This is a genomic window from Chthoniobacterales bacterium (genome assembly GCA_036569045.1).
GTDB lineage: Bacteria > Verrucomicrobiota > Verrucomicrobiia > Chthoniobacterales > JAATET01 > JAATET01.
Genome location: DATCRI010000030.1, coordinates 1 through 19,254 on the forward strand (window position 1 = coordinate 1; position 19,254 = coordinate 19,254).

Genomic DNA, 19,254 nt, shown 5'->3' on the forward strand with positions numbered 1-19,254 from the left:
GGCGCACACCCCGCGCTTTACAAACGTCCCCGCCGCGTCCAATCTTTCCGGCTCTCCAATGCACATCCTGCTTTACTTCCTTCTCACGCTGCACGTGCTCGTGTGCCTGCTCATGGTGCTCGTCGTGCTCATGCAGCGCCCGCGCAACGAAGGCCTCGGCGCCGCCTTCGGCAGTGGCATGACCGATAATATCTTCGGCGCGCAGACGACCAACGTTCTCGCAAAATTCACCACCTGGCTTGGCGGCACCTTCTTCGTGCTCACGCTCGCATTGGCAATGGTCTACGCCCGCATCTACAACGGCAACACGACCCTCGAGAAGGAACTCATGGCGATGCCCAAACCCGCCGCCGCGGCCGCATCCCCGACGCCCACGCCCGTCGGCACTCCCCTTCCCGCCGAACCTTCGCCGACCGCCGCCGCGCCGGCCGTCTCCAGCGCCGCGACCGCAACGCCGGCCCCCGAGGCCTCGGCCACGCCGACTCCCCCGAACGCCGCTCCCAACGTGCCGGTGGAGGCGCCCGCGTCGAACGCAAACTGATCCCGCTCTCGTGAAGATCGCCAAGACGATCGCCGCCGCGCGGGCCTTCGTCCGCGGATCGAGCCGGCCGATCGTTCTTGTTCCGACCATGGGGGCGCTCCACCACGGTCACGCCGCCCTCATTCGCCGGGCCCGCAAGCTCGCCGGCCGCAAGGGCCGCGTGGTGGTCTCGATTTTCGTCAATCCCACGCAGTTCGGCCCGAAGGAGGATTTCTCGAGCTATCCCCGCCCGTTCCGGGCGGACGCCGCCCTGTGCCGCGAGGCCGGCGCCGACCTCGTCTTCCGCCCCGACTCGGCGGAAATGTATGCGGCGGACAAGTCCGTCTTCATCGACGAATCGCGCCTCTCGACCGGCCTCTGCGGAGCGAGCCGGCCCGGCCACTTTCGCGGCGTGTGCACCGTCGTCGCGAAACTTTTTCTGATCGTGCAGCCCGATATCGCCCTTTTCGGCGAGAAAGACTGGCAGCAACTCGCCATCATCCGCCGCATGGTGCGCGATCTCGATTTCCCGGTGAAAATCGTCGGCGTCCCCACCGTTCGAGAACCGGACGGCCTCGCCACCAGCTCGCGCAACGCCTACCTCACACCGGAGGAACGCGCCGTCGCTCCGCGCTTTTCCGCCGCCCTCCGCGCCGCCGCCTCGAAGAAAACCCCCGCCGCGATCCTCCGCGCCGCCGAGCGGGATCTCGCCCGGATCCCGGGTGCAAGGATCGACTACGTCAACCTCGTCCACTCCGAGACGCTGGAACCCGTCCGCCATCTGCGGGACGGCGCCACCCTCGCCGCCGCGCTTTTCCTCGGTCGCGCCCGCCTCATCGACAATTTGCAAATCCCCCCGGCCCATCCATGAAGGAATTCGATTTCGTCGTCGTCGGCAGCGGCATCGCGGGACTCTCGTTCGCGCTGAAGGCCGCCGCCCGGGGCACCGTCGCCATTGTCACAAAGCGCGCCCTCGCCGATTCGAACACCGCCTGGGCCCAGGGCGGGGTGGCCTGCGTCATCAGCGACGAGGATTCCTTCGACCTTCATATCAGGGACACCCTGGAAGCCGGCGCCGGGCTTTGCCACGAGGATGCCGTGCGCGCCGTCGTGACGGAGGGGCCGGAGCGCGTCCGAGAGCTGATCGAACTCGGCCTGCACTTCGACGAACGCGCCACGCCCAGCGGCGGCACGGAGCTCGACCTCGGCAAGGAAGGCGGCCACTCGAAACGGCGCGTCCTTCATGTGCAGGACGCCACCGGCCGCGAGATCGAGGAAGTGCTCGCCTCGCGCGCCCGCCAGCATCCCCGCATCACCATCCTCGAGCGGCACATGGCCGTGGACTGCATCACCACCGGCAAGCTCGGCTACGCGATGCAGAACAGCTGCGTCGGTCTCTACGTGCTCGACGAGGACACCGGTGAGGTCGAAACGATCCGCACCGACGTCACCGTGCTGGCCACCGGCGGCTGCGGGAAGGTCTATCTGTATTCGACGAATCCCGACATCGCCACCGGGGACGGCGTGGCCATGGCCTGGCGTGCCGGCGCCGCCATCGCGAACATGGAATTCGTCCAGTTCCACCCCACCTGCCTCTACCATCCCAAGGCGAAATCCTTCCTCGTCACCGAAGCCGTGCGCGGCGAAGGCGGCGTCCTTCTCGACGGCAAGGGCCGCCGGTTCATGGAGAAACACCACCCGCTCAAGGAACTCGCCCCCCGCGACATCGTCGCCCGCGCCATCGACGCGGAAATGAAGCGCAGCGGCAGCCAGTGCGTCTACCTCGACATCACGCACCAGCCCGCCGAGTTCGTCCGCAGCCGCTTTCCGACCATTTACGAAACCTGCCTGAAGTTCGGCATCGACATCACGAAGGAGCCGATTCCCGTCGTTCCCGCCGCCCACTATCAATGCGGCGGCGTGAAAACCGACCTCAACGGCGAGTCCACCCTGCGCGGTCTCTACGTCATTGGCGAAGCCGCCTGCACCGGCCTGCACGGCGCGAACCGCCTCGCGAGCAACTCCCTGCTCGAAGGCCTCGTCCTTGCCCATCGCGCCTTCGAGAAAGCCGCCCGTGGCCTGCACGCCCGCGTCGGCATCGACCTGCCCGAGTGGCGGTCGGGCCAGGTGCAGGACGTCGACGAGCTCGTCGTCATCTACCACAACTGGGACGAAATCCGTCGCCTCATGTGGGACTATGTCGGCATCGTCCGCACCGACAAGCGCCTCCAGCGCGCCGCCACCCGCCTCCGAAACCTGCACACCGAGATTCAGGAGTTCTACTGGAACTTCAAGATCACCACGGACCTCCTCGAGCTCCGCAATCTCGTCACCGTCGCCGCCCTCATCGTCGATTGCGCCCTCAGCCGCAAGGAGAGCCGCGGCCTGCACTACACGCTCGATTACCCCGAGCCCGACGGCCCGAAATTTGGGCACGACACCGTGCTCCGTCGCACGTAAAGTGTCGGCAGGCCGACGCCCCCCGCGACCCAGGTGATTCGTCGCCTATCCACTTTTCCCTTGCAACAATGTGCTCCCCAGCCGATATACCGCCCGCAATGCGGAACCGAATCAGCCGATTCCCATTTCTGATTTTGACGCTCGTTCTCTGCGGGTTGGTCTCATCTGCCCTGGCGGAATCGGCGCTCTCCTCCTCTTCCGACTTCACGCGTTATGCCATGAAGTTGCGGGAAAACGCCCTGATGAAGATCGAGCCGCAGGTCACCACCAGCAGCACGCGCTCCTTCAGTTTCGGCTTCAGCAAATACCCGTGGAAACTCGGCATCGTGACGACCGTCTTCTGGGTCGGCGAAGCTCCCACCCGGAACAACCCTGTCCCGAACTACAAGAGTTCCTGGGATCCCCAGTGGGCGCAGAACTACGGCGGCTTCGACAACCCCGACATCACCGCCCGCCGCAACTTCATCCCGAAGAATTTCGTTCCCCGGCAGAATCCCTTCTACGTCGCCCTTCCCTACAACGATGTCACCAAGGGCACGACGAAGCCCGAATCCCGCCGCGCCATTCCGTGGTTCCGCGAGGCCTTCGAAAAGGAGGGCAAAAGCGTCTGCAAGGGCCGCTGGGTCGCCATTCGCTACCGTGGACGCATCGCCTACGCCCAGTGGGAGGATTGCGGCCCCTTCCGCACCGATCACTGGCAATACGTCTTCGGCAACGATCGCCCTCGCCCGAACCTCAACCAGGGCGCCGGCCTCGACGTCTCGCCCGCTGTTCGCGACTTCCTCGGCATGAACGGCAAGGACGTCTGCGACTGGAAATTTGTCGATTACAAGGAAGTCCCGAACGGCCCGTGGGCCCGCTTCGGCGACAACAACACCTTCGTGCTCCAGAAGCGCGGCGAAAATCTCTTCTTCGCCGACCGCAACAACGCCCAAAGCAGCCGGCGGTAGCCACTCCGCCCATTTTGAAATGGCGAAGGCCGCCCGGTATCCCCGGGCGGCCTTCGTTTTGGCTGTAAGCCGGATTCTGTCCATCCCCGCCCCTTGCGGAGCGAGAACTGGGCGGTCATTTCTCTAAGCGACTAATACCCGAGGTCCCATCCTCCGCCGAAGCTTCGGACATCCGGGCAGGCGACCCGTTCCTCTGTTCTGTCTTGCACCGCCTGGGGTTTATCGTGCCCCGTCCATTACTGGCCGGGCGGTGGGCTCTTACCCCGCCTTTTCACCCTTACTTGCTGGAGGTTGTTGCCTTCGCTTTCGCTCAGGCGACCTCCCGCAAGCGGTATGTTCTCTGTGACACTTTCCGTCGCGCCCCATTTTCATCGGACGCTCCCGCGCATTCTACGCGGCAGGTTGCCTTGCGGTGTCCGGACTTTCCTCCCGCCCGGCTTTCGCCGAACGAGCGACCGCCCGCCGGGAAAGAAGGTAACCCGCCCCGTCCCGGAATCAATGAAAGTCGTGCGAATCCGGCGTCGCCGCCACCGGCGGGTGGAAGGCCTCGATCCTCGCCGCCTTCACGTGGATCACCCGATCCACATTCTGCACCACGCCGCGAATTTCCAGGAATCGCTCCTGCGTGATCGTCAGTCGCCGCGCCTCGAAGAGCGCCGGCGTCACCACCGCGTTCGCCACGCCCGTCTCGTCCTCGAGACTGACGAACACGAACCCCTGCGCCGTCCCCGGCCGCTGCCGGCAGATCACCAGCCCCGCGATCGTCACCCGCGTCCCGTTCGCCGCCTCGCGTAAATCCGCCGCCCGCCACACGTGCGGCAGCGCGTCGCGCACCAGCGCCATCGGGTGCGGTCCCGTCGTCACCCCCGAGCCTGCATAATCCGCCTGCATCCGCTCGAAGGCATTCATCATCTCGAGCGGCGCCGGCCCGGCCTCCGCATCCGCAAACAAATCCCCCGTCCGCGCCGGCGCCTCCACGCGCCAGAGCGTCTCGCGCCGGTGTCCGCCCAGCCCGTTCAGCGCCCCCAGCCGCGCCAGCCCGCGCGCCGAGTCCTTCGCCAGCCGCACCCGCCGTTTGAAATCCTCCACGGAGGCAAATGGCGCCGTCGTCCGCTCCTCGAGGATCCGTCGCACCTCGTTCGCCGAAATCCCGCGCACCATGTTCAGCCCCAGCCGGATCGTCGCGTCGTCCACCACCGTGCAGCGCTCGTCGGACTCCGTCACGCACACCGGCCGCACGCGCACGCCATGCGCCTTCGCGTCGTAAACAAGCGTCGAGGCCGAGTAGAAGCCCATCGGCTGGTTGTTCAGCAGCGACGCGTAAAACTCCGGCGCCCGGTGCGCCTTCATCCACGCGCTTGCATAGGCGATGTAGGCAAAACTCAGCGCATGACTCTCGGGGAACCCGTAGACCGCGAACGAACGCACCGATTTCTCGATTCGATCCGCCACCTCCGGCGCGATCCGCCTCTCCGCCAGCGCCGTGCGCAGCTTGTCGCAGATGCGGTTCATCTTCTCGTGCGAGCGATGAAAGCTCAGCGCCTTCTTCAGCTCCGCGATCTCGCGCCCGGTGAAGCCCGCGAGCTTGATCGCCATGGCCAGCATCTGCTCCTGGAACAACGGCACGCCCAGCGTGCGCTCGAGCATCGGCACCAGCTCCCGGCCAAGCTCGCTCGCGGGATCCACCCCAAAATACTCGACCTTCTCGCGGCCATTCCGCCGCGCGAGATACGGGTGCATCATCCCGCCCTCGATCGGGCCTGGCCGGATGATCGCGATCTGGATGGCGATGTCGTAGAAATTCTTCGGCCGTAGCCGTGGCAGCGTCGCCATCTGCGCCCGGCTCTCGACCTGGAACAGGCCGATCGTGTCCGCCTCTCCGAGCATCGCGTAGGTTTTCGGATCCTCCGCCGGCAGGTTGTAGAAATCGTAGTCGTCCTGTCGGCGCGCCTTCGCCAGCGCAAAGGAGTCCTGCATCACGGACATCATCCCGAGTCCAAGCAGATCGACCTTGATGATGCCGAGATCGTCGCAATCGTTCTTGTCCCACTGCGCCACCACGCGCCCCGGCATCGACGCCCGCTCCAGTGGCATCACCGAGCTCAGCGCGTTCTGGCAGATGATCATCCCGCCCGAGTGCTGGCCGAGATGCCGCGGCAACCCATGGATTCCCTGCCGCAGCCGCAACGCCGCCGCCACCCGCGCGTTATCCTCCGGCAGCCCCGCCATCCGCAGCTGCTCGCGAAAATCCAGCGTCTGCGGAAAGTCGCCGTTCGCATAAAGGTCCGAAAATCGGTCCAGCATCTCCGGAGGAAAACTCAGCGCCTTGCCGATTTCCCGCATCGCGCTCTTCCCGCGAAACGTGATCACGTTTGCCGTCATCGCCGCGCCATGCTCGCCGTAGCGACGGTAGACCTCCTGAATCACGCTCTCCCTCCGGTCACCGCTCGGCAGGTCGAGATCGATGTCCGGCCAGGAAATTTTCGTCTGCCCCGCCACCGGCGGCGCCAGAAACCGCTCGAAGAGCAACCGGCACTCGATGGGATCGCACGCCGTGATGCCCAGCGCGTAGCACACCACGCTGTTCGCCGCACTGCCGCGCCCCTGCACGAGAATCCCGCTGCGCCGGCAATGCTCGACGATGTCCCAGACGATCAGGAAATAACCCGCGAACCCCAGCTCGATGATCAGCGCGAGCTCCTTCTCGAGGGTCTCCCGGATTTTCGGCGTGATCGTGCGATAACGCCTCCGCAGCCCCGCGTAGCTCTGCTCGCGGAGCACCGCCTGCATCTCGGCATCGCCGAGATTGCGAAACCGCGGGAATTCGTAGCCCAGATTTTCCAGCGAAAACGTCAATCGGTCCGCAAGCCGGGCCGCATTCGCCAGCGCCGCCGGCCGGTCCGCAAACAGCGCCGCCATCTCCGCTCCCGTCCGCAGGAAGCGCTCCGCATTCCGATCGAGCAGCCGCCCCGCCGCATCGAGCTGCGTGTGATGCCGCGTGCAGGTGAACACATCGAGCACCTCGCGCTGCGCCGGCACCGCGTAGAGCACGCCGCCCGTCGCCACCGTGGGCAGGCGCAACGCCGCGGCAAGGTCGTCCAGCGCATCGAGCCGCGTCTCCTCGCCGCGCACGAGATGCCGCTGCAGTTCCACCGTCACGTTCTCCCGCCCGAAGGCCGCCACGAGGCGCTCCGCCACCCCGCGCGCGCCGGCGAAGTCCTCCGCGTCGACGCATCTCACGACCGCGCCCTCCTCGTCGCCCGTCAGCGCGATCAATCCCTCCGCAAACTCCGGCAGCTCGCCCCATCGCACCGCGCTCTGCTTCTTTGTGCCGCGCAATTTTGCCCGCGTCAGTAGCTGGCAGAGGTTCCGGTAGCCGGTCCGCGTCGCCACGAGCACCGGCAGCACCGAGCCATCCTCCATCGTGAGCTCCGCGCCCACCCGCGCCGTCAGGCCGCCCTGCTCCCCCGCCTCCGCATGCAAACGAGGCGCGCCATAGACCCCGTCGCGATCGCAGAGCGTCACACCGGCAAGTCCCAGCGCGGCCGCAACCTTCGCGAGATCCTCCGGCGCCGCCGCCCCGCGCAAAAAGCTGAAGGCACTGCGCGCGTGCAGCTCAACGTATTTCATACCCACCCTCCAGCCGCCAGCGGCCGTCCGCGCCCCGGCTCACGCGCAGGCAGCCGTTCTCCACCTCGACGTCCCACTCCTCGATCCACCAGACCCGCTCCCACCATCCGCCCGACGTGCGATACGGCCCCGCCGCCCGCAAAACCGGGCCATGCTTCTCGAGCCACGCGGGATGCTCGTGCATCAGCTGCATCGCGATGGCACGGCCCGTGCGATCCCGCCGCAGCGGCAGCCCATAGGTCCCACAGGTCTTAGAGGACCTGTCTTCCTCCTCGGAAAATTCCTCCACGCGAAATGCCCCCGGCTCGTGCGTGTCGGCCGGCTGCGGCACGCCGACGCCCTCCTCGCCGACGAGCGCCTTGAGCTGCGCGAGCGTTTCGCCGAAGCGGTTCGGATCGCGCAGCGCGCTCTCGAAGAGATTCAGCTGTCTGCCGGCGGGGTTCGCGGCGCGCACCTCCAGTCGCACCCCCACCGGCTGCCGGTCGAGCGTGAGCGACTCGAGATGCGTCGAGAGAATGCGAAACCACACCTCCGCATCCGCCGTCGGCGACGGAATCGAAAACGTCCTCTCGTAATTCGCGCCATCTTCCATCGGCAGCGCCAGCGCGAGCCCCTCCGCGACGCGATGCCCCGCCCGCAGCCGCCCGGCCAGCGCATCCACGAACCGCCGCAGCAGGAACAGCAGCGGCTCCGTCGTCTCGATGCCGTATTCGAAATCGAACGCCTCGGCATACCGCTCCGTGGGCCGCACCAGCCGCAGCACGCGCCGCGAGCGCCCGCTCACTCGCCGTCGCAGCCGTCCCGCCTCCTCGCCGAGCCGCTCCACCACGGCCTGCGCGGGCAACTCGAGAAACTCGCCGACGCGGCGAATCCCCCAGTCCGTCAGCACCGCCGCCAGCTCTGCCGACGGTTGCAGCACGCTCATCGGCAGCGCCGCGCAAAACGACGCGCCGTCGTAAACCACGTTCACCGGCGCCGCGCGACACGCCGCGAGCCACGCATGATCCGGATGCGGTGCCACGCCCACGCGTGCCTCGACTCCCTCCTCCGCACACCGCGCCACGAGGTCCGCGCCCAGCCGCTGCCAGCACGCGCCGCGCGGCGCCCCGGTAAGGTCCAGCGTGCAAAGCCCGTCCGCCGTCGCCTCCACGAGCGGCGAAAATTCCAGTGCCAGCTCGACGAGCAGCGCCTGGCAGGCCCGCTCCTGCGCCGGCGACCGCAGCACGATCCGCAGCTCCGGGCACCGCGCCAGCGCCTGCGCGCTCGTCAGCCCCGGCTCCACCCACGATGCCCCCGCCGCGACGTTCGCCTCGAGGATCACGCCCTTCGTCGCATCGCCGTCGACGAGCGCGCACGGCCCGTCGCCCTCGCGCCAGCGCAATGCCGCCTGCAGGCGAAAATTCGGCAGCCAGACCGCGGCAAACATCACGCCGTCCTCCGCGCGGCATCCCAGCCAGCGGCTCGATTCCGCACGCGCACGGGCAGCCGCGCCTCGAGTTCCCGTCGCTTCACCCGCATCGCGTCGAGCCCAAACCGCGCCTCGCTCTCGATGCGCACGCGCGCGCCCTCGACCGTCGGCCGCGCGCTCAGCACGACCATCGTCACGCGCGATTCCTCGACCACGCGCTGAAAGCGATGCCACGCATTCGGCGGAATCTTCCGCAGTTGCGCGGCGGGCAACCCATGCAGGTCGAGCACGACGAGCGGGAGGTTGCCATCACGCAGGAGCAGGTCCGCGGCGCGCAGCGCCTTGCGCGCGTCGGGACACCGCACCCAGAGCACGCGCCGCAGCGCCGCCGCGTCCCAGTCCGCCGGCTCGAACTGATCCCCCGCATCGACGAGCGCCAGGCGCCAGCGCTCGCGGCCGGCCACATCGAGCAACGCCGAGAAAAACAGCGATCCGCAGCCGCTGGAGCCGGAGAATTCTGTCAGCGTCCCGCGCAGCAGGCCGCCCGCGGCCTCATCCAGCGCGCGGATGCCGGTCGGCACGGTTTCCCGCGTCGGCGGCGCGGCGGCCACGGATTCCGCGGCCAGTTTCTCCCGCAGCGCGCGGAAAGCCTCCAGCCGGACGACCTTGTCCGTCTCATTGACCCGGGCGGCTTCCATCGCGAATCAAGCCTCGAAAAACTCCCGCCACCTTCAGGCTCTCGACCGGCACAACCAGGTCGAGAAACCCCGGATTGCTCGCCCGCAGCCGCACCTGCCCCGTCTCCCGCAGCGAAAACACCCGCTTGAGTGTCGCCTCGTGCGCGTCGCCCACGAGCACCGCCGCGATCTCGCCCTCGTGCGGCTCCACGCCCGGCCGGATGAGCACCTTGTCGCCGTCGAGGATCCCGTCGCCGATCATCGAAGTCCCCTGCACCCGCAGCAAAAAGTCCCCGGCGCGCCACGGCAGCATCGCCTCCGGATCGACCCACGCGTCCGTCTCCGCCAGCGCCTCGCTCAGCGGCCCCGCCGGGATCGACCCCAGAACCGGCAGCCCGCCCCGGCCAACCCATCGCCCCGCCGCCGCCGTCAGCCGCAGCACCCGCGAGCGCCCTTTCGCCCCGCCGCCATCGATCGCCAGCAGCCCCTTTCGCTCCAGAATCTTCAGGGTCGGCGTCAGGCTGCTTTCCGCCGCAAAGCCCAGCTCTTTCACGACATCCGGCACGAACGCCGGCCGATCCCGGAACCGGGCCACCGTTTCCAGAATGCGCCGTTGCGCCGAACTCAGGGATGTTTTCATATCGTGTAATTTCACGATATCCATTCCCTGCCCGCCTGCCATCGAAATTTCCATGGCACGGGATCTTACCACCTGGGATGGACAGGAACGGTCCAATACCCGAAAACCGGGGAATTGAACATTGACACCACAAGATATTGCGTCAGTCTCGGCAAAACGTGCCCGCGTAATACAAAATGCGTTGCCCCAAGTGCGGCTCTCTCGAAGACAAAGTCATTGATTCCCGCCTCTCCAAGGAAGGGGAGTCGATCCGCCGGCGCCGCGAATGTCTCGATTGCGAGACCCGCTTTACCACCTACGAGGAAATCGAGCGCCTCGAACTCCGCGCCATCAAGCGCGACGGCCGCCACGAGCCCTTCGATCGCCACAAGCTCCAGAACAGCTTCATCAAGGCCTCCGAAAAACGCCCGATCAGCATCGAGCAGATCGAGCGCAGCGTGCAGGAGGTCATTCTCGACCTCGAGGCCGGCCACGACCGCGAAGTCACGACCAAGAAGATCGGCCTCAAGGTGATGGAAAAGCTCCACGCCCTCGACCCCGTGGCCTACGTGCGCTACGCCTCGGTCTATCGCGAATTCCAGGAAATCGGTGACTTCATCGAGGAAATCCAGTCGTTCGAACGGCGCGGGGTCAGGACCCCGGCCCAGCCCGAGCTCTTCAACGCCTCGTGATCGCCTTCAGGAACAATTTGCCGGTTGTTCGATTCGAGGATGGTCACATCATGGACTTCGAGGTCCGCTGGCTCTCCGAGGGCCTCAAGCGCGCCGCGAGCCGCGCCGGCTACCAGAAATGGTGGCTCGCCCAGCACGTCACCGAGACGGTGCTCACCTATCTCCGGAACGACTTCACCGACCCCATCCTCGCCCTGCCCCAGCTCCGCACCACCGTGCGCTCGGTGCTGCAGGTCATCGGCTACGCCGACGTCGCCACGCATTTCGAGCCGCTGCCGCCGCCCTTCCGGCTTTCGCTCGCCGCCCTCGCCCGGGAAGCCGGCGCCGGCTACGAGCTCATGTTTTTCCGGCTTCTTCAGGAGCACCTCCGCACCATTGCGGACTCCCCCTCGCTGCACGTCGAGCTCTTCGACCTCCACCCCTGCGTGAAACTCCTGCGCAGCGCCAAGAACTGGCGGTCGGACTGCTCCGGCCTGCGCGCGGAGATCGTGCGCTTCGTTCGCGAGGAGCTCGATCTCAGCCCCCGCGCCGACGAACTGCAACTCCAGCTCAGCTGACGCATTTTTCCCGGAACTCTCCGTGTGCTTCGCGCCCTCCGCGGTTAGGATTCCCTCATGACGCTTTTCGAGAAAATCATCGCCCGCGAGATTCCGGCCGACATCGTCTTCGAGGACGACGAATGCCTCGCCTTCCGCGACATCGCCCCCCAGGCCCCCACCCACGTTCTCCTCGTGCCCAAGCGGGTGATTCCCCGGCTCGGCGCCGCGACGCGTTCCGATGAAGCCGTGCTCGGCCACCTGCTCATCAAGGCCGCCGAGCTCGCCGCCATGCTCAAGCTCACCGACGACGGCTTCCGCATCGTCATCAACAGCGGCCCGAACGGCGGCGAGACCGTCCCCCACCTGCACCTCCACATTCTCGGCGGCCGTCCCCTCACCTGGCCCCCGGGCTAGCTAGCCGGCGCTTGCCGAATTCCGCGCGCCTCCTAGATTCCCGGGATGCCGCCGACCGTCGCGACCGTCCTGCTGCTCATCGTCTCGAACGTCTTCATGACATTTGCGTGGTATGCGCATCTCCGGCACGTGAAGACCTGGCCATGGCTGGCCGCCGTCGCCGTCAGCTGGGGCCTCGCGTTCTTCGAATACCTCTTCCAGGTGCCCGCGAACCGCATCGGCTACGGCGCGCTCACGCTCCCGCAGCTGAAAATCCTGCAGGAGGTCATCACCCTCAGTGTTTTCGTGCCCTTCGCGATCTTCTACATGCAGCAGCCCTTCAAACTCGACTTTCTCTGGGCTGGCCTCTGCCTCGTCGGTGCGGTTTATTTCATGTTCCGCTCGTAGAAATTTTTTCATGTCATCGGTCACTCTTAAAAACGTCAGCCTGCCGCCCTCGGTCAACGGGCTGTCCCTCACGTGCGCAGACCATGAATTCACCGTGCTTCTCGGTCCCGTCGGCGCGGGCAAGGCCGCGCTCCTGCGCCTGATCGCCGGCCTCGAGCGCCCCGCCGCTGGCGAGATCCTCATCGGCGATGTCGCCGTGCAGGCGCGCTCGCCGCTCCACCGCGACATCGCCCTCGTCAGCGGCTGCGTGCCGCTGCTGCCGCATCTCACCGCCGCCGCAAATCTCACCCTGCCCCTCCAGCTCCGCCGCACGCCGAAGGAAATCATCGCCCGTCGCGTCAAGGAGACCGCCACCCTGCTGGGCATCGACAACCTCCTCGAGCGCAAGCCCGCCGAACTCACCGCCGCCGACCGCCGCCGCACGGAAATCGCCCGCGCCCTCGCGCTTCAGCCCAAGGCCATCCTGCTCGACGCTCCGCTTGCCGGACTCGACTCCGTCGCCGTCGCGCATCTCCGCGCTGACATCGCCCGCATCCATCAGCAATTCCGGGCCACGATCATTTACACGACCGACGATTCGGCCGAGGCCATGACCCTCGCCTCGCACCTCGTCCTGCTTCGCCATGGCCGGATCGAGCAACAGGGCACGCCGCTGGAGATCTACCACTCGCCCGTCAGCGTTTTCGCCGCCGCCACGCTCGGCAGCCCCGGCATGAACTTCCTCCGCGGCGCGCTGAAGTCCTCCGACGGCCAGCTCACCTTCCGTGAGAGCGACGGTGGCGCCGTGGAACTCAAGCTCGGCGAACGTCCCGCGGCCGCCGCATACGCCGGGCGCGACGTGCTCCTTGGCATCCGGCCCGAGCATTGCGTGAGCGTGCCCGCCGACCAGCCCAACGGCCCCGGCATCATCCAGACCCTCGTCGACTTCGTGGAAATCCGCGGCGGCGAGACGCTCTTCCACGCCCAGACCGGCGCGCACAGTTTCCTCAGTCGCTCGCCCGCCCTCACCGATCCTCGCGAATCCGGCCGCCGCGGCCGCTTCCGCCTGGATGCCTCCCGCGCGCACCTTTTCGATCCCTCGACGACCCAGCGCATCGCGTGATGCGAGCCCTCCGGCTCATTCTCGCGATCAGCACCGGCATCGCCCGCGACCAGGGCCAGCGCCGTCGCGCAATTTCCATTCTGCTCGCCGCCACCCTCGTCCTTCTCGGCGTCGGCATCTTCCCCTTGTGGAACTTCTTCGCCTCCCATCCGCTGTTCTTCGCAATCTATTGGCTCGTCTGCGCATGGCTCACGATTTGCGTTCTCCTGCTTGCCATCTACGATCTGCTGATGGTCATCCGCCGCGGCCGTGAAGAACGCGCTGCCGCTCGACGCCGGATGTTCTCCGATCTCGACTGATTTTTTCCCATGCTGCCGACCTTCAAAACCCGTGAGCAGATCGAGGCCGAGGAGCAATCCCTCCTTGCGCCCTACGCCTGCAAGGCCGCCGACTCCTTCGGCCGCGCCTATCGCGAGAGCCAGCATCCCTACCGCACCGCCTTCCAGCGCGACCGCGCCCGGCTCATCCACAGCGCCGCCTTTCGGCGCCTCGATGGCAAGACCCAGGTCTTCCTGAACGGCACCGGCGACCACTACCGCACCCGGCTCACGCATACGATCGAAGTCGCGTCCATCGCCCGCACAATCGCCCGCGCCCTCTCGCTCAACGAAGACCTCGCGGAAGCCATCGCCCTCGCGCACGATCTCGGCCACTCGCCCTTTGGCCACAGCGGCGAACAGACCCTCGACCGTCTCATGCGCGACCACGGCGGCTTCGACCACAACGCCCAGAGCCTGCGCGTCGTCACGCTGCTCGAGGCCAAATATCCCCGCCACCCCGGCCTGAACCTCTCCTACGAAGTCATCGAGGGCCTGCAAAAGCACAACCGCACCTACACCTCGCCCGGCGGCGCGACGTATTACTCGCCCTCGCTCGAGGCTCAGGTCGCCGACTTCGCCGACGAGATCACCTACTCCAGCCACGATCTCGACGACGGCCTCGATGCCGGCCTGCTCGACCCTGAGGCCCTGGAATCCATCCCGCTCTGGACCGAGGCCCGCATGCTCGCCGAGCGCGAGTTCCGCCGCCTCGATCCCACCGAACGCCGCGGCTACATCATCCGCTGCATCGTCAATCGCGAGGTCGAGGACCTCGTCATCACCAGCGCCCGCGCGATCCGTTCCGCCCGCCTGCGCTCCACCGCCGACGTCCGCCAGCAAAAGAAACGCCTCATCCAGTTCAGCGCCGCGACCCGCAAGGGCAACGCCGCCCTGCGCCGCTTCCTCTTCAAGAATCTCTACTTCAATCCCGAAGTCGCCGAGGCGAACCAGCGCGGTTGTTCGTTGCTGGAATCCCTCTTCCGCCGCTACGTGGAGACGCCCTCGCTCATCGGCAAAAAGGCCTCCCGCCGCATCCGGAAGGAAGGCCTCCACCGCACCGTCGCCGATTACCTCGCCGGCATGACCGACCGCTACTGCATCGAGCAGCACCGCGCCCTCTTCGGCGAGTAGTCGCCGCACCCTCCGCGCTCGCCGAGGCGACTGAGCTTGCCCCCTCGGCGCGCATCCTCTCAACTATCCCTCTCCAACTCTTCACCGCGTTACCATGAGCAGCCCCGAACTTGACGTCCGCTACGTCGCCAATCTCGCCCGCATCGATCTCAGCGAGGCCGAGGTCACCCAATTCCAGTCCCAGCTCGGCCGCGTGCTCGAATACGTCGAACAGCTCAGCCAGGTGGACGTCTCGCACGTCGAGCCCACCGCCCATGCGAACGAGGTCTTCAACGTCTTCCGCATCGACGAACCCCGCCCCAGCCTCGAGAAGAAGGCCGCCCTCGCCAACGCCCCGCGGCAGGCCAACGGCCTCATCATGGTCACCAAGGTCGTCGAATAAATTTCCCGCAATGTCTCTCACCGACCTTTCCGTCGCCGCCCTGCAATCGAAGCTCCGCGCCCGCGAGCTGAGCCCCGTCGAGGCCGTCGACGCTCTCGAGGCCCGCATCGCCACGGTCGATCCGCAGGTCCAGGCCTACCTCTCCCGCGATCTCGAGGCCGCCCGCGCCGAGGCCGCTTCGGCCGATGTTTCGCTGCCGCTCGGCGGCGTGCCCATCGGCATCAAGGATGTCATCAACGTCACCGGCCAGCCCTGCACCGCCGGCTCGAAGATGCTCGAGACCTTCCGCTCGCCCTACGACGCCACCGTCATCAGGAAACTGCGTGCCGCCGGCGCGATTCCCTTCGGCCGGCTGAACATGGACGAGTTCGCCATGGGGTCCTCCACGGAGAATTCCGCCTACCAGCCGACTCGGAACCCGTGGGATCTCGCGCGCATTCCCGGCGGCTCCAGCGGCGGCAGCGCCGCGGCCGTCGCCGCCCGCTCGGCCTTTGCCACGCTCGGCTCCGACACTGGCGGCTCCATCCGCCAGCCTGCCGCGCTCTGCGGCTGCGTCGGCTTGAAGCCCACCTACGGCCGGGTCTCCCGCTACGGCCTCATCGCCTTCGCCTCGTCGCTGGACCAGATCGGGCCCTTCACGCGTGACGTCCGCGACAGCGCCCTGTTGCTCAACGCCATCTCCGGCCGCGATCCGATGGATTCCACGTCGCTCGACCACCCCGTCGACGACTACACCCGCCTGCTCGGACAGGATCTCGAAGGCGTGCGCCTCGGCATTCCCAAGGAATACTTCGTCGACGGCATGGACCCGCAGGTCCGCGCCCGGGTCGAGGCTGCGATCAAGCAATGCGAATCCCTCGGCGCCGAACTCGTCGAAGTCTCGCTGCCGCACACCGAGTTCGCCGTCGGCGTCTACTACATCATCGCCACTGCGGAGGCCTCGGCGAATCTCGCGCGCTTCGACGGTGTGCGCTACGGCCATCGCGCCGACGCCCCGAAGGACCTGCTCGACCACTACAAGCGCAGCCGCGAGGAAGGCCTCGGCAGCGAAGTGAAGCGCCGCATCATCCTCGGCACCTACGTCCTCTCCAGCGGCTACTACGACGCCTTCTACCTCCGCGCGCAGAAGGTCCGCACCCTCATCCGCCAGGACTTCGCAGCCGCATTCGAGAAATGCGACGCCCTCGTCTGCCCGACCTCGCCGGACCTCGCGTTCAAGCTCGGCGAGCGCACCGACGATCCCCTCCGCATGTATCTCGCCGACATCTTCACGATCGCCGCAAACCTCGCCGGCATCTGCGGCGTGAGCGTCCCGTGCGGCTTCGGCGAAGCGGAAGGCTGGCAACTCCCGATCGGCCTGCAATTCCTCGGCAAGCCCTTCGACGAAGCGCGTCTCCTCCAGGTCGCCCACGCCTACGAGCAATCGACGGACTGGCACCGGGCCGCGCCCAGCCTCTAGCCGCGCCGTTCGCACCCGCGCGCGATGGATTCCCCGCTGCTCCACCTTCCGCACCGGCCGCCGTTTCGCTTTGTCGACGCCATTACGGACGTGGAGCCCGGCGTCGCCGGCCGCGGCACGAAGACCTTCGCCCCGGACGAAGCGTTCTTCGCCGGCCACTTTCCGGGCAATCCCATCGTTCCCGGGGTCATCCTCACCGAGGCGCTCGCGCAGCTCTCGGGCATCGTCGCCGCCGCCGCGGAGCCCGGCGCCGCGTTCCTGCTCTCGGCGATCCGCCAGATGAAGTTTTTCCAGCCCGTGCGACCGGAGGAGCTTCTCGAATTGAGCGCCCGAAAAACCGGGAACCTCGGCCCCTTGATCCAGTTCGAAGTGATCGCCAAAGTTGGCGACATTCCCGTCGCCGAAGGTGCGCTCATGCTGACCCGGACATCCGAAGCGTGACCGACCGCCGATTTCGGGGAAGACTCCGCCGTCCAAAACCGCTGGAATGAGCGCCGGATCCGCCACATGCCCGAGCTTCGTTTTTCCTCTCTTCCCAAATTCCGCCCCGCGAGCGGTCTTACCGCGCTTCTCGGCCTCGCGATAGGCGGCGCGGCCCTTTTGCTCGGCGCCCGTCGCTATCGTGAGGGCCTCCTCCTCGCCGGCGCCGCCCACGCCACCTTCTGCACGACGGCGGCGATCCCGAATCATCCCCTCACCGGCCCGCTCGTTCGCCGGTTCCGCACCGAGTCCCGCGAAGTCTGGCTCACGATCGACGACGGCCCGCATCCCGACACCACCCCCGGCATCCTGGAAACGCTTCGCCGCCACGGCGCGAAGGCCACCTTCTTCGTCATCGGCCGGAATGCCGCCAACCATCCCGAGCTGCTCCAGGCCATCGTCCGCGACGGTCACTCCCTCGGCAATCACACCGCCAGCCACCCCGCGGCCAGCTTCTGGTCCGCCGGCCCGGGCCGCATCGCCCGCGAAATCGATGGCGCCACCGCCGCGGTCGAGTCCGCCGGCCTGCCCGCCCCGCGTTACTTTCGCTCCCCGGTCGGCATGACGAACCTCTTTGTCGCGCCCGCGCTTGCCAACCGCGGGCTCCTGCGCATCGGCTGGTCCTCGCGAGCCTTCGATACTCGCCCCCAAAGCCCGGCCGCGGTCGTAACCAGAATCATGCGAACCTGCCGGCCCGGCGCCATCATCCTGCTGCACGAACGCGGCCCCGCCGCGGCCGGGCGCAGCCTTGGCCCGCTCCTGATCCGCCTCGAGGAGAATGGCTATCGCTGCATCCTGCCACCCGACGACGCCTTGATCGTGGAGGGCGCGTGCTCATGAGCCGTCCCCGCATCGTCGTCACCGGCATCGGCGGCGTGACCCCGCTCGGTCCCAATCTCGCGGAAACCTGGCTGCGCCTCGTTCGCGGAGAGCACGGCATCCGGCCGGTCACCGTCTTCCCCGACGCCGGCTACCGCTCGCACCGCGCCGGCGAGTGCACGCTTCCGCCCGTGCCCGGCCGGTTCGACGCCAGGGCGCTCTTGCGACTGCCGCGCGCCTCCCGCCTCCTCCTGCCCGCCGCCGCGGAGGCCCTGGAAATGGCCGCCCTGCCCGCTCACGACGGCCTTGCCCTCAGTTTCAGCACCACCGCCGGCGGCATGAACTTCGGCGAGGAATTCCTGCGCGAACTCACCGCCTCCCACCGCGCCCGTTTCGCCCGGATCGCTCGCTACCATCCGCAGCAGCAATTGCTCGACCTCCAGGAAGCGCTTGCCTTCCGTGCCGGCGCCACCTTCCTCGTCGCGAACTCCTGCGCCAGCGGCGCAAACTCCGTCGGTCACGCCCTCGACTGGCTGCAGGCCGGCCGCGGGGAAGTCGCCCTCGCCGGCGGCTTCGAGGCCCTGTGCGAGCTCGTCTTTGCCGGCTTTGACTGCCTCCAGGCTCAGACGACCGGCGTCTGCCGCCCGTTCGATCAGGGCCGCTCCGGCCTCCTCCTTGGCGAAGCCGCCGGCTGCCTCGTGCTGGAAACCGAGTCCCATGCCCGCAAACGCGGAGCCGCCCCGCTGGCCGTGCTCGCCGGCTACGGCCATTCGACCGACAACCATCACCTCACCCAACCCGCCCCCACCGGCGCAGCCCTCGTCCGGGCCCTTCGCGACGCCTGCACGCGCGCCGGAATCGCCCCCGGCGACATCGACTACGTGAACGCCCACGGCACCGCGACGCCGGCCAACGACCCCGCCGAGCAGAATGCCTACGTCGAGGTGTTCGGCGACGCCCTCGCCGCGGGCCGTCCGCAGATTCGCTCCACGAAGGCCGCGATCGGCCACACCCTCGGCGCCGCCGGCGCGATCGAGGCCATCTTTGCCGTGAAAAGCCTGCAATCCGGCGCGCTCCCGCCCCAGCTCGGCCTCGAACAACCGCTCCCTGGCATGGAGCAATCCCTCATCGGCACCCTGCCCGCCGCCGGCGCCCGTTATGTCGCGAGCACGAACCTCGGCTTCGGCGGCTCGAACGCCGCCCTCATTTTCGCCGCGCCATGAACGAACTCGCGATCCTCGGAATCGGCGCCCTCACTCCGGCAG

Annotated in this window: 20 protein-coding genes and 1 other RNA gene; 16 read left to right on the plus strand and 5 right to left on the minus strand. The window is 67.5% G+C overall.

What is annotated here, in order from left to right:
• The 4 genes from secG to VIM61_06370 all read left to right on the plus strand — a co-directional run.
• Positions 1-541: preprotein translocase subunit SecG (secG, locus tag VIM61_06355; protein ID HEY8900016.1), on the plus strand; the 541-nt coding region annotated here is incomplete at its 5' end.
• Positions 542-551: 10 nt separating this feature from the next.
• Complete coding sequence (gene panC / locus VIM61_06360) at positions 552-1,391, plus strand: pantoate--beta-alanine ligase (protein ID HEY8900017.1); 840 nt, start codon at positions 552-554, stop codon at positions 1,389-1,391.
• Positions 1,388-2,980, plus strand: a complete 1,593-nt coding sequence (gene nadB / locus VIM61_06365) for an L-aspartate oxidase (GenBank protein ID HEY8900018.1) — start codon at positions 1,388-1,390, stop codon at positions 2,978-2,980. Before panC ends, nadB begins: the two co-directional genes overlap by 4 nt.
• A 218-nt stretch (positions 2,981-3,198) precedes the next feature.
• Positions 3,199-3,930: a hypothetical protein gene (locus VIM61_06370; GenBank protein ID HEY8900019.1), complete on the plus strand. Its 732-nt coding sequence runs from the start codon at positions 3,199-3,201 to the stop codon at positions 3,928-3,930.
• A gap of 49 nt (positions 3,931-3,979) precedes the next feature.
• Here VIM61_06370 and rnpB read toward each other — a convergent pair.
• The 5 genes from rnpB to VIM61_06395 form a co-directional block, all read right to left on the minus strand.
• Positions 3,980-4,402, minus strand: an RNA gene (gene rnpB / locus VIM61_06375) — RNase P RNA component class A.
• A gap of 23 nt (positions 4,403-4,425) precedes the next feature.
• Positions 4,426-7,560 carry an error-prone DNA polymerase gene (locus VIM61_06380; protein ID HEY8900020.1) on the minus strand — a complete coding sequence of 1,045 codons (3,135 nt, stop codon included), beginning with the start codon at positions 7,558-7,560 and terminating at the stop codon, positions 4,426-4,428.
• Complete coding sequence (locus VIM61_06385) at positions 7,547-8,986, minus strand: DNA polymerase Y family protein (GenBank protein ID HEY8900021.1); 1,440 nt, start codon at positions 8,984-8,986, stop codon at positions 7,547-7,549. The genes VIM61_06380 and VIM61_06385 overlap by 14 nt, the downstream gene beginning before the upstream one ends.
• Complete coding sequence (locus VIM61_06390; GenBank protein ID HEY8900022.1) at positions 8,986-9,666, minus strand: hypothetical protein; 681 nt, start codon at positions 9,664-9,666, stop codon at positions 8,986-8,988. The genes VIM61_06385 and VIM61_06390 overlap by 1 nt, the downstream gene beginning before the upstream one ends.
• Complete coding sequence (locus VIM61_06395; GenBank protein ID HEY8900023.1) at positions 9,644-10,339, minus strand: S24 family peptidase; 696 nt, start codon at positions 10,337-10,339, stop codon at positions 9,644-9,646. Before VIM61_06395 ends, VIM61_06390 begins: the two co-directional genes overlap by 23 nt.
• A gap of 122 nt (positions 10,340-10,461) precedes the next feature.
• Between VIM61_06395 and nrdR the strand changes: the two genes are divergently transcribed.
• The 12 genes from nrdR to VIM61_06455 all read left to right on the plus strand — a co-directional run bounded on the left by nrdR (position 10,462) and on the right by VIM61_06455 (position 19,212).
• The gene (nrdR, locus tag VIM61_06400; protein HEY8900024.1) at positions 10,462-10,956 is read left to right on the plus strand and encodes a transcriptional regulator NrdR; all 495 of its coding nucleotides are present in this window, start codon (positions 10,462-10,464) and stop codon (positions 10,954-10,956) included.
• 50 nt (positions 10,957-11,006) lie between these two features.
• The gene (locus VIM61_06405; GenBank protein ID HEY8900025.1) at positions 11,007-11,513 is read left to right on the plus strand and encodes a hypothetical protein; all 507 of its coding nucleotides are present in this window, start codon (positions 11,007-11,009) and stop codon (positions 11,511-11,513) included.
• 57 nt (positions 11,514-11,570) lie between these two features.
• Positions 11,571-11,909 carry a histidine triad nucleotide-binding protein gene (locus tag VIM61_06410; GenBank protein HEY8900026.1) on the plus strand — a complete coding sequence of 113 codons (339 nt, stop codon included), beginning with the start codon at positions 11,571-11,573 and terminating at the stop codon, positions 11,907-11,909.
• Between the two features lie 45 nt (positions 11,910-11,954).
• Positions 11,955-12,296 (plus strand): DMT family protein, encoded by a 342-nt coding sequence (locus VIM61_06415; protein HEY8900027.1) that lies wholly within the window; start codon positions 11,955-11,957, stop codon positions 12,294-12,296.
• A 10-nt stretch (positions 12,297-12,306) separates the two neighbouring features.
• Positions 12,307-13,398: an ABC transporter ATP-binding protein gene (locus VIM61_06420; GenBank protein ID HEY8900028.1), complete on the plus strand. Its 1,092-nt coding sequence runs from the start codon at positions 12,307-12,309 to the stop codon at positions 13,396-13,398.
• On the plus strand, positions 13,398-13,697 hold the full coding sequence (locus VIM61_06425) for a hypothetical protein (protein HEY8900029.1): 300 nt from the start codon (positions 13,398-13,400) through the stop codon (positions 13,695-13,697). The genes VIM61_06420 and VIM61_06425 overlap by 1 nt, the downstream gene beginning before the upstream one ends.
• 9 nt (positions 13,698-13,706) lie before the next feature.
• The gene (locus VIM61_06430) at positions 13,707-14,849 is read left to right on the plus strand and encodes a deoxyguanosinetriphosphate triphosphohydrolase (protein ID HEY8900030.1); all 1,143 of its coding nucleotides are present in this window, start codon (positions 13,707-13,709) and stop codon (positions 14,847-14,849) included.
• Between the two features lie 94 nt (positions 14,850-14,943).
• Positions 14,944-15,231, plus strand: coding sequence for an Asp-tRNA(Asn)/Glu-tRNA(Gln) amidotransferase subunit GatC (gatC, locus tag VIM61_06435; protein HEY8900031.1), 288 nt, complete (start codon positions 14,944-14,946; stop codon positions 15,229-15,231).
• Between the two features lie 10 nt (positions 15,232-15,241).
• Positions 15,242-16,690, plus strand: coding sequence for an Asp-tRNA(Asn)/Glu-tRNA(Gln) amidotransferase subunit GatA (gatA, locus tag VIM61_06440; GenBank protein HEY8900032.1), 1,449 nt, complete (start codon positions 15,242-15,244; stop codon positions 16,688-16,690).
• A 24-nt stretch (positions 16,691-16,714) separates the two neighbouring features.
• On the plus strand, positions 16,715-17,131 hold the full coding sequence (locus tag VIM61_06445; GenBank protein HEY8900033.1) for a 3-hydroxyacyl-ACP dehydratase FabZ family protein: 417 nt from the start codon (positions 16,715-16,717) through the stop codon (positions 17,129-17,131).
• Positions 17,132-17,197: 66 nt separating this feature from the next.
• Positions 17,198-18,010 (plus strand): polysaccharide deacetylase family protein, encoded by an 813-nt coding sequence (locus tag VIM61_06450; GenBank protein HEY8900034.1) that lies wholly within the window; start codon positions 17,198-17,200, stop codon positions 18,008-18,010.
• Positions 18,007-19,212: a beta-ketoacyl-[acyl-carrier-protein] synthase family protein gene (locus VIM61_06455; protein ID HEY8900035.1), complete on the plus strand. Its 1,206-nt coding sequence runs from the start codon at positions 18,007-18,009 to the stop codon at positions 19,210-19,212. Before VIM61_06450 ends, VIM61_06455 begins: the two co-directional genes overlap by 4 nt.
• Positions 19,213-19,254 lie beyond the last annotated feature (42 nt).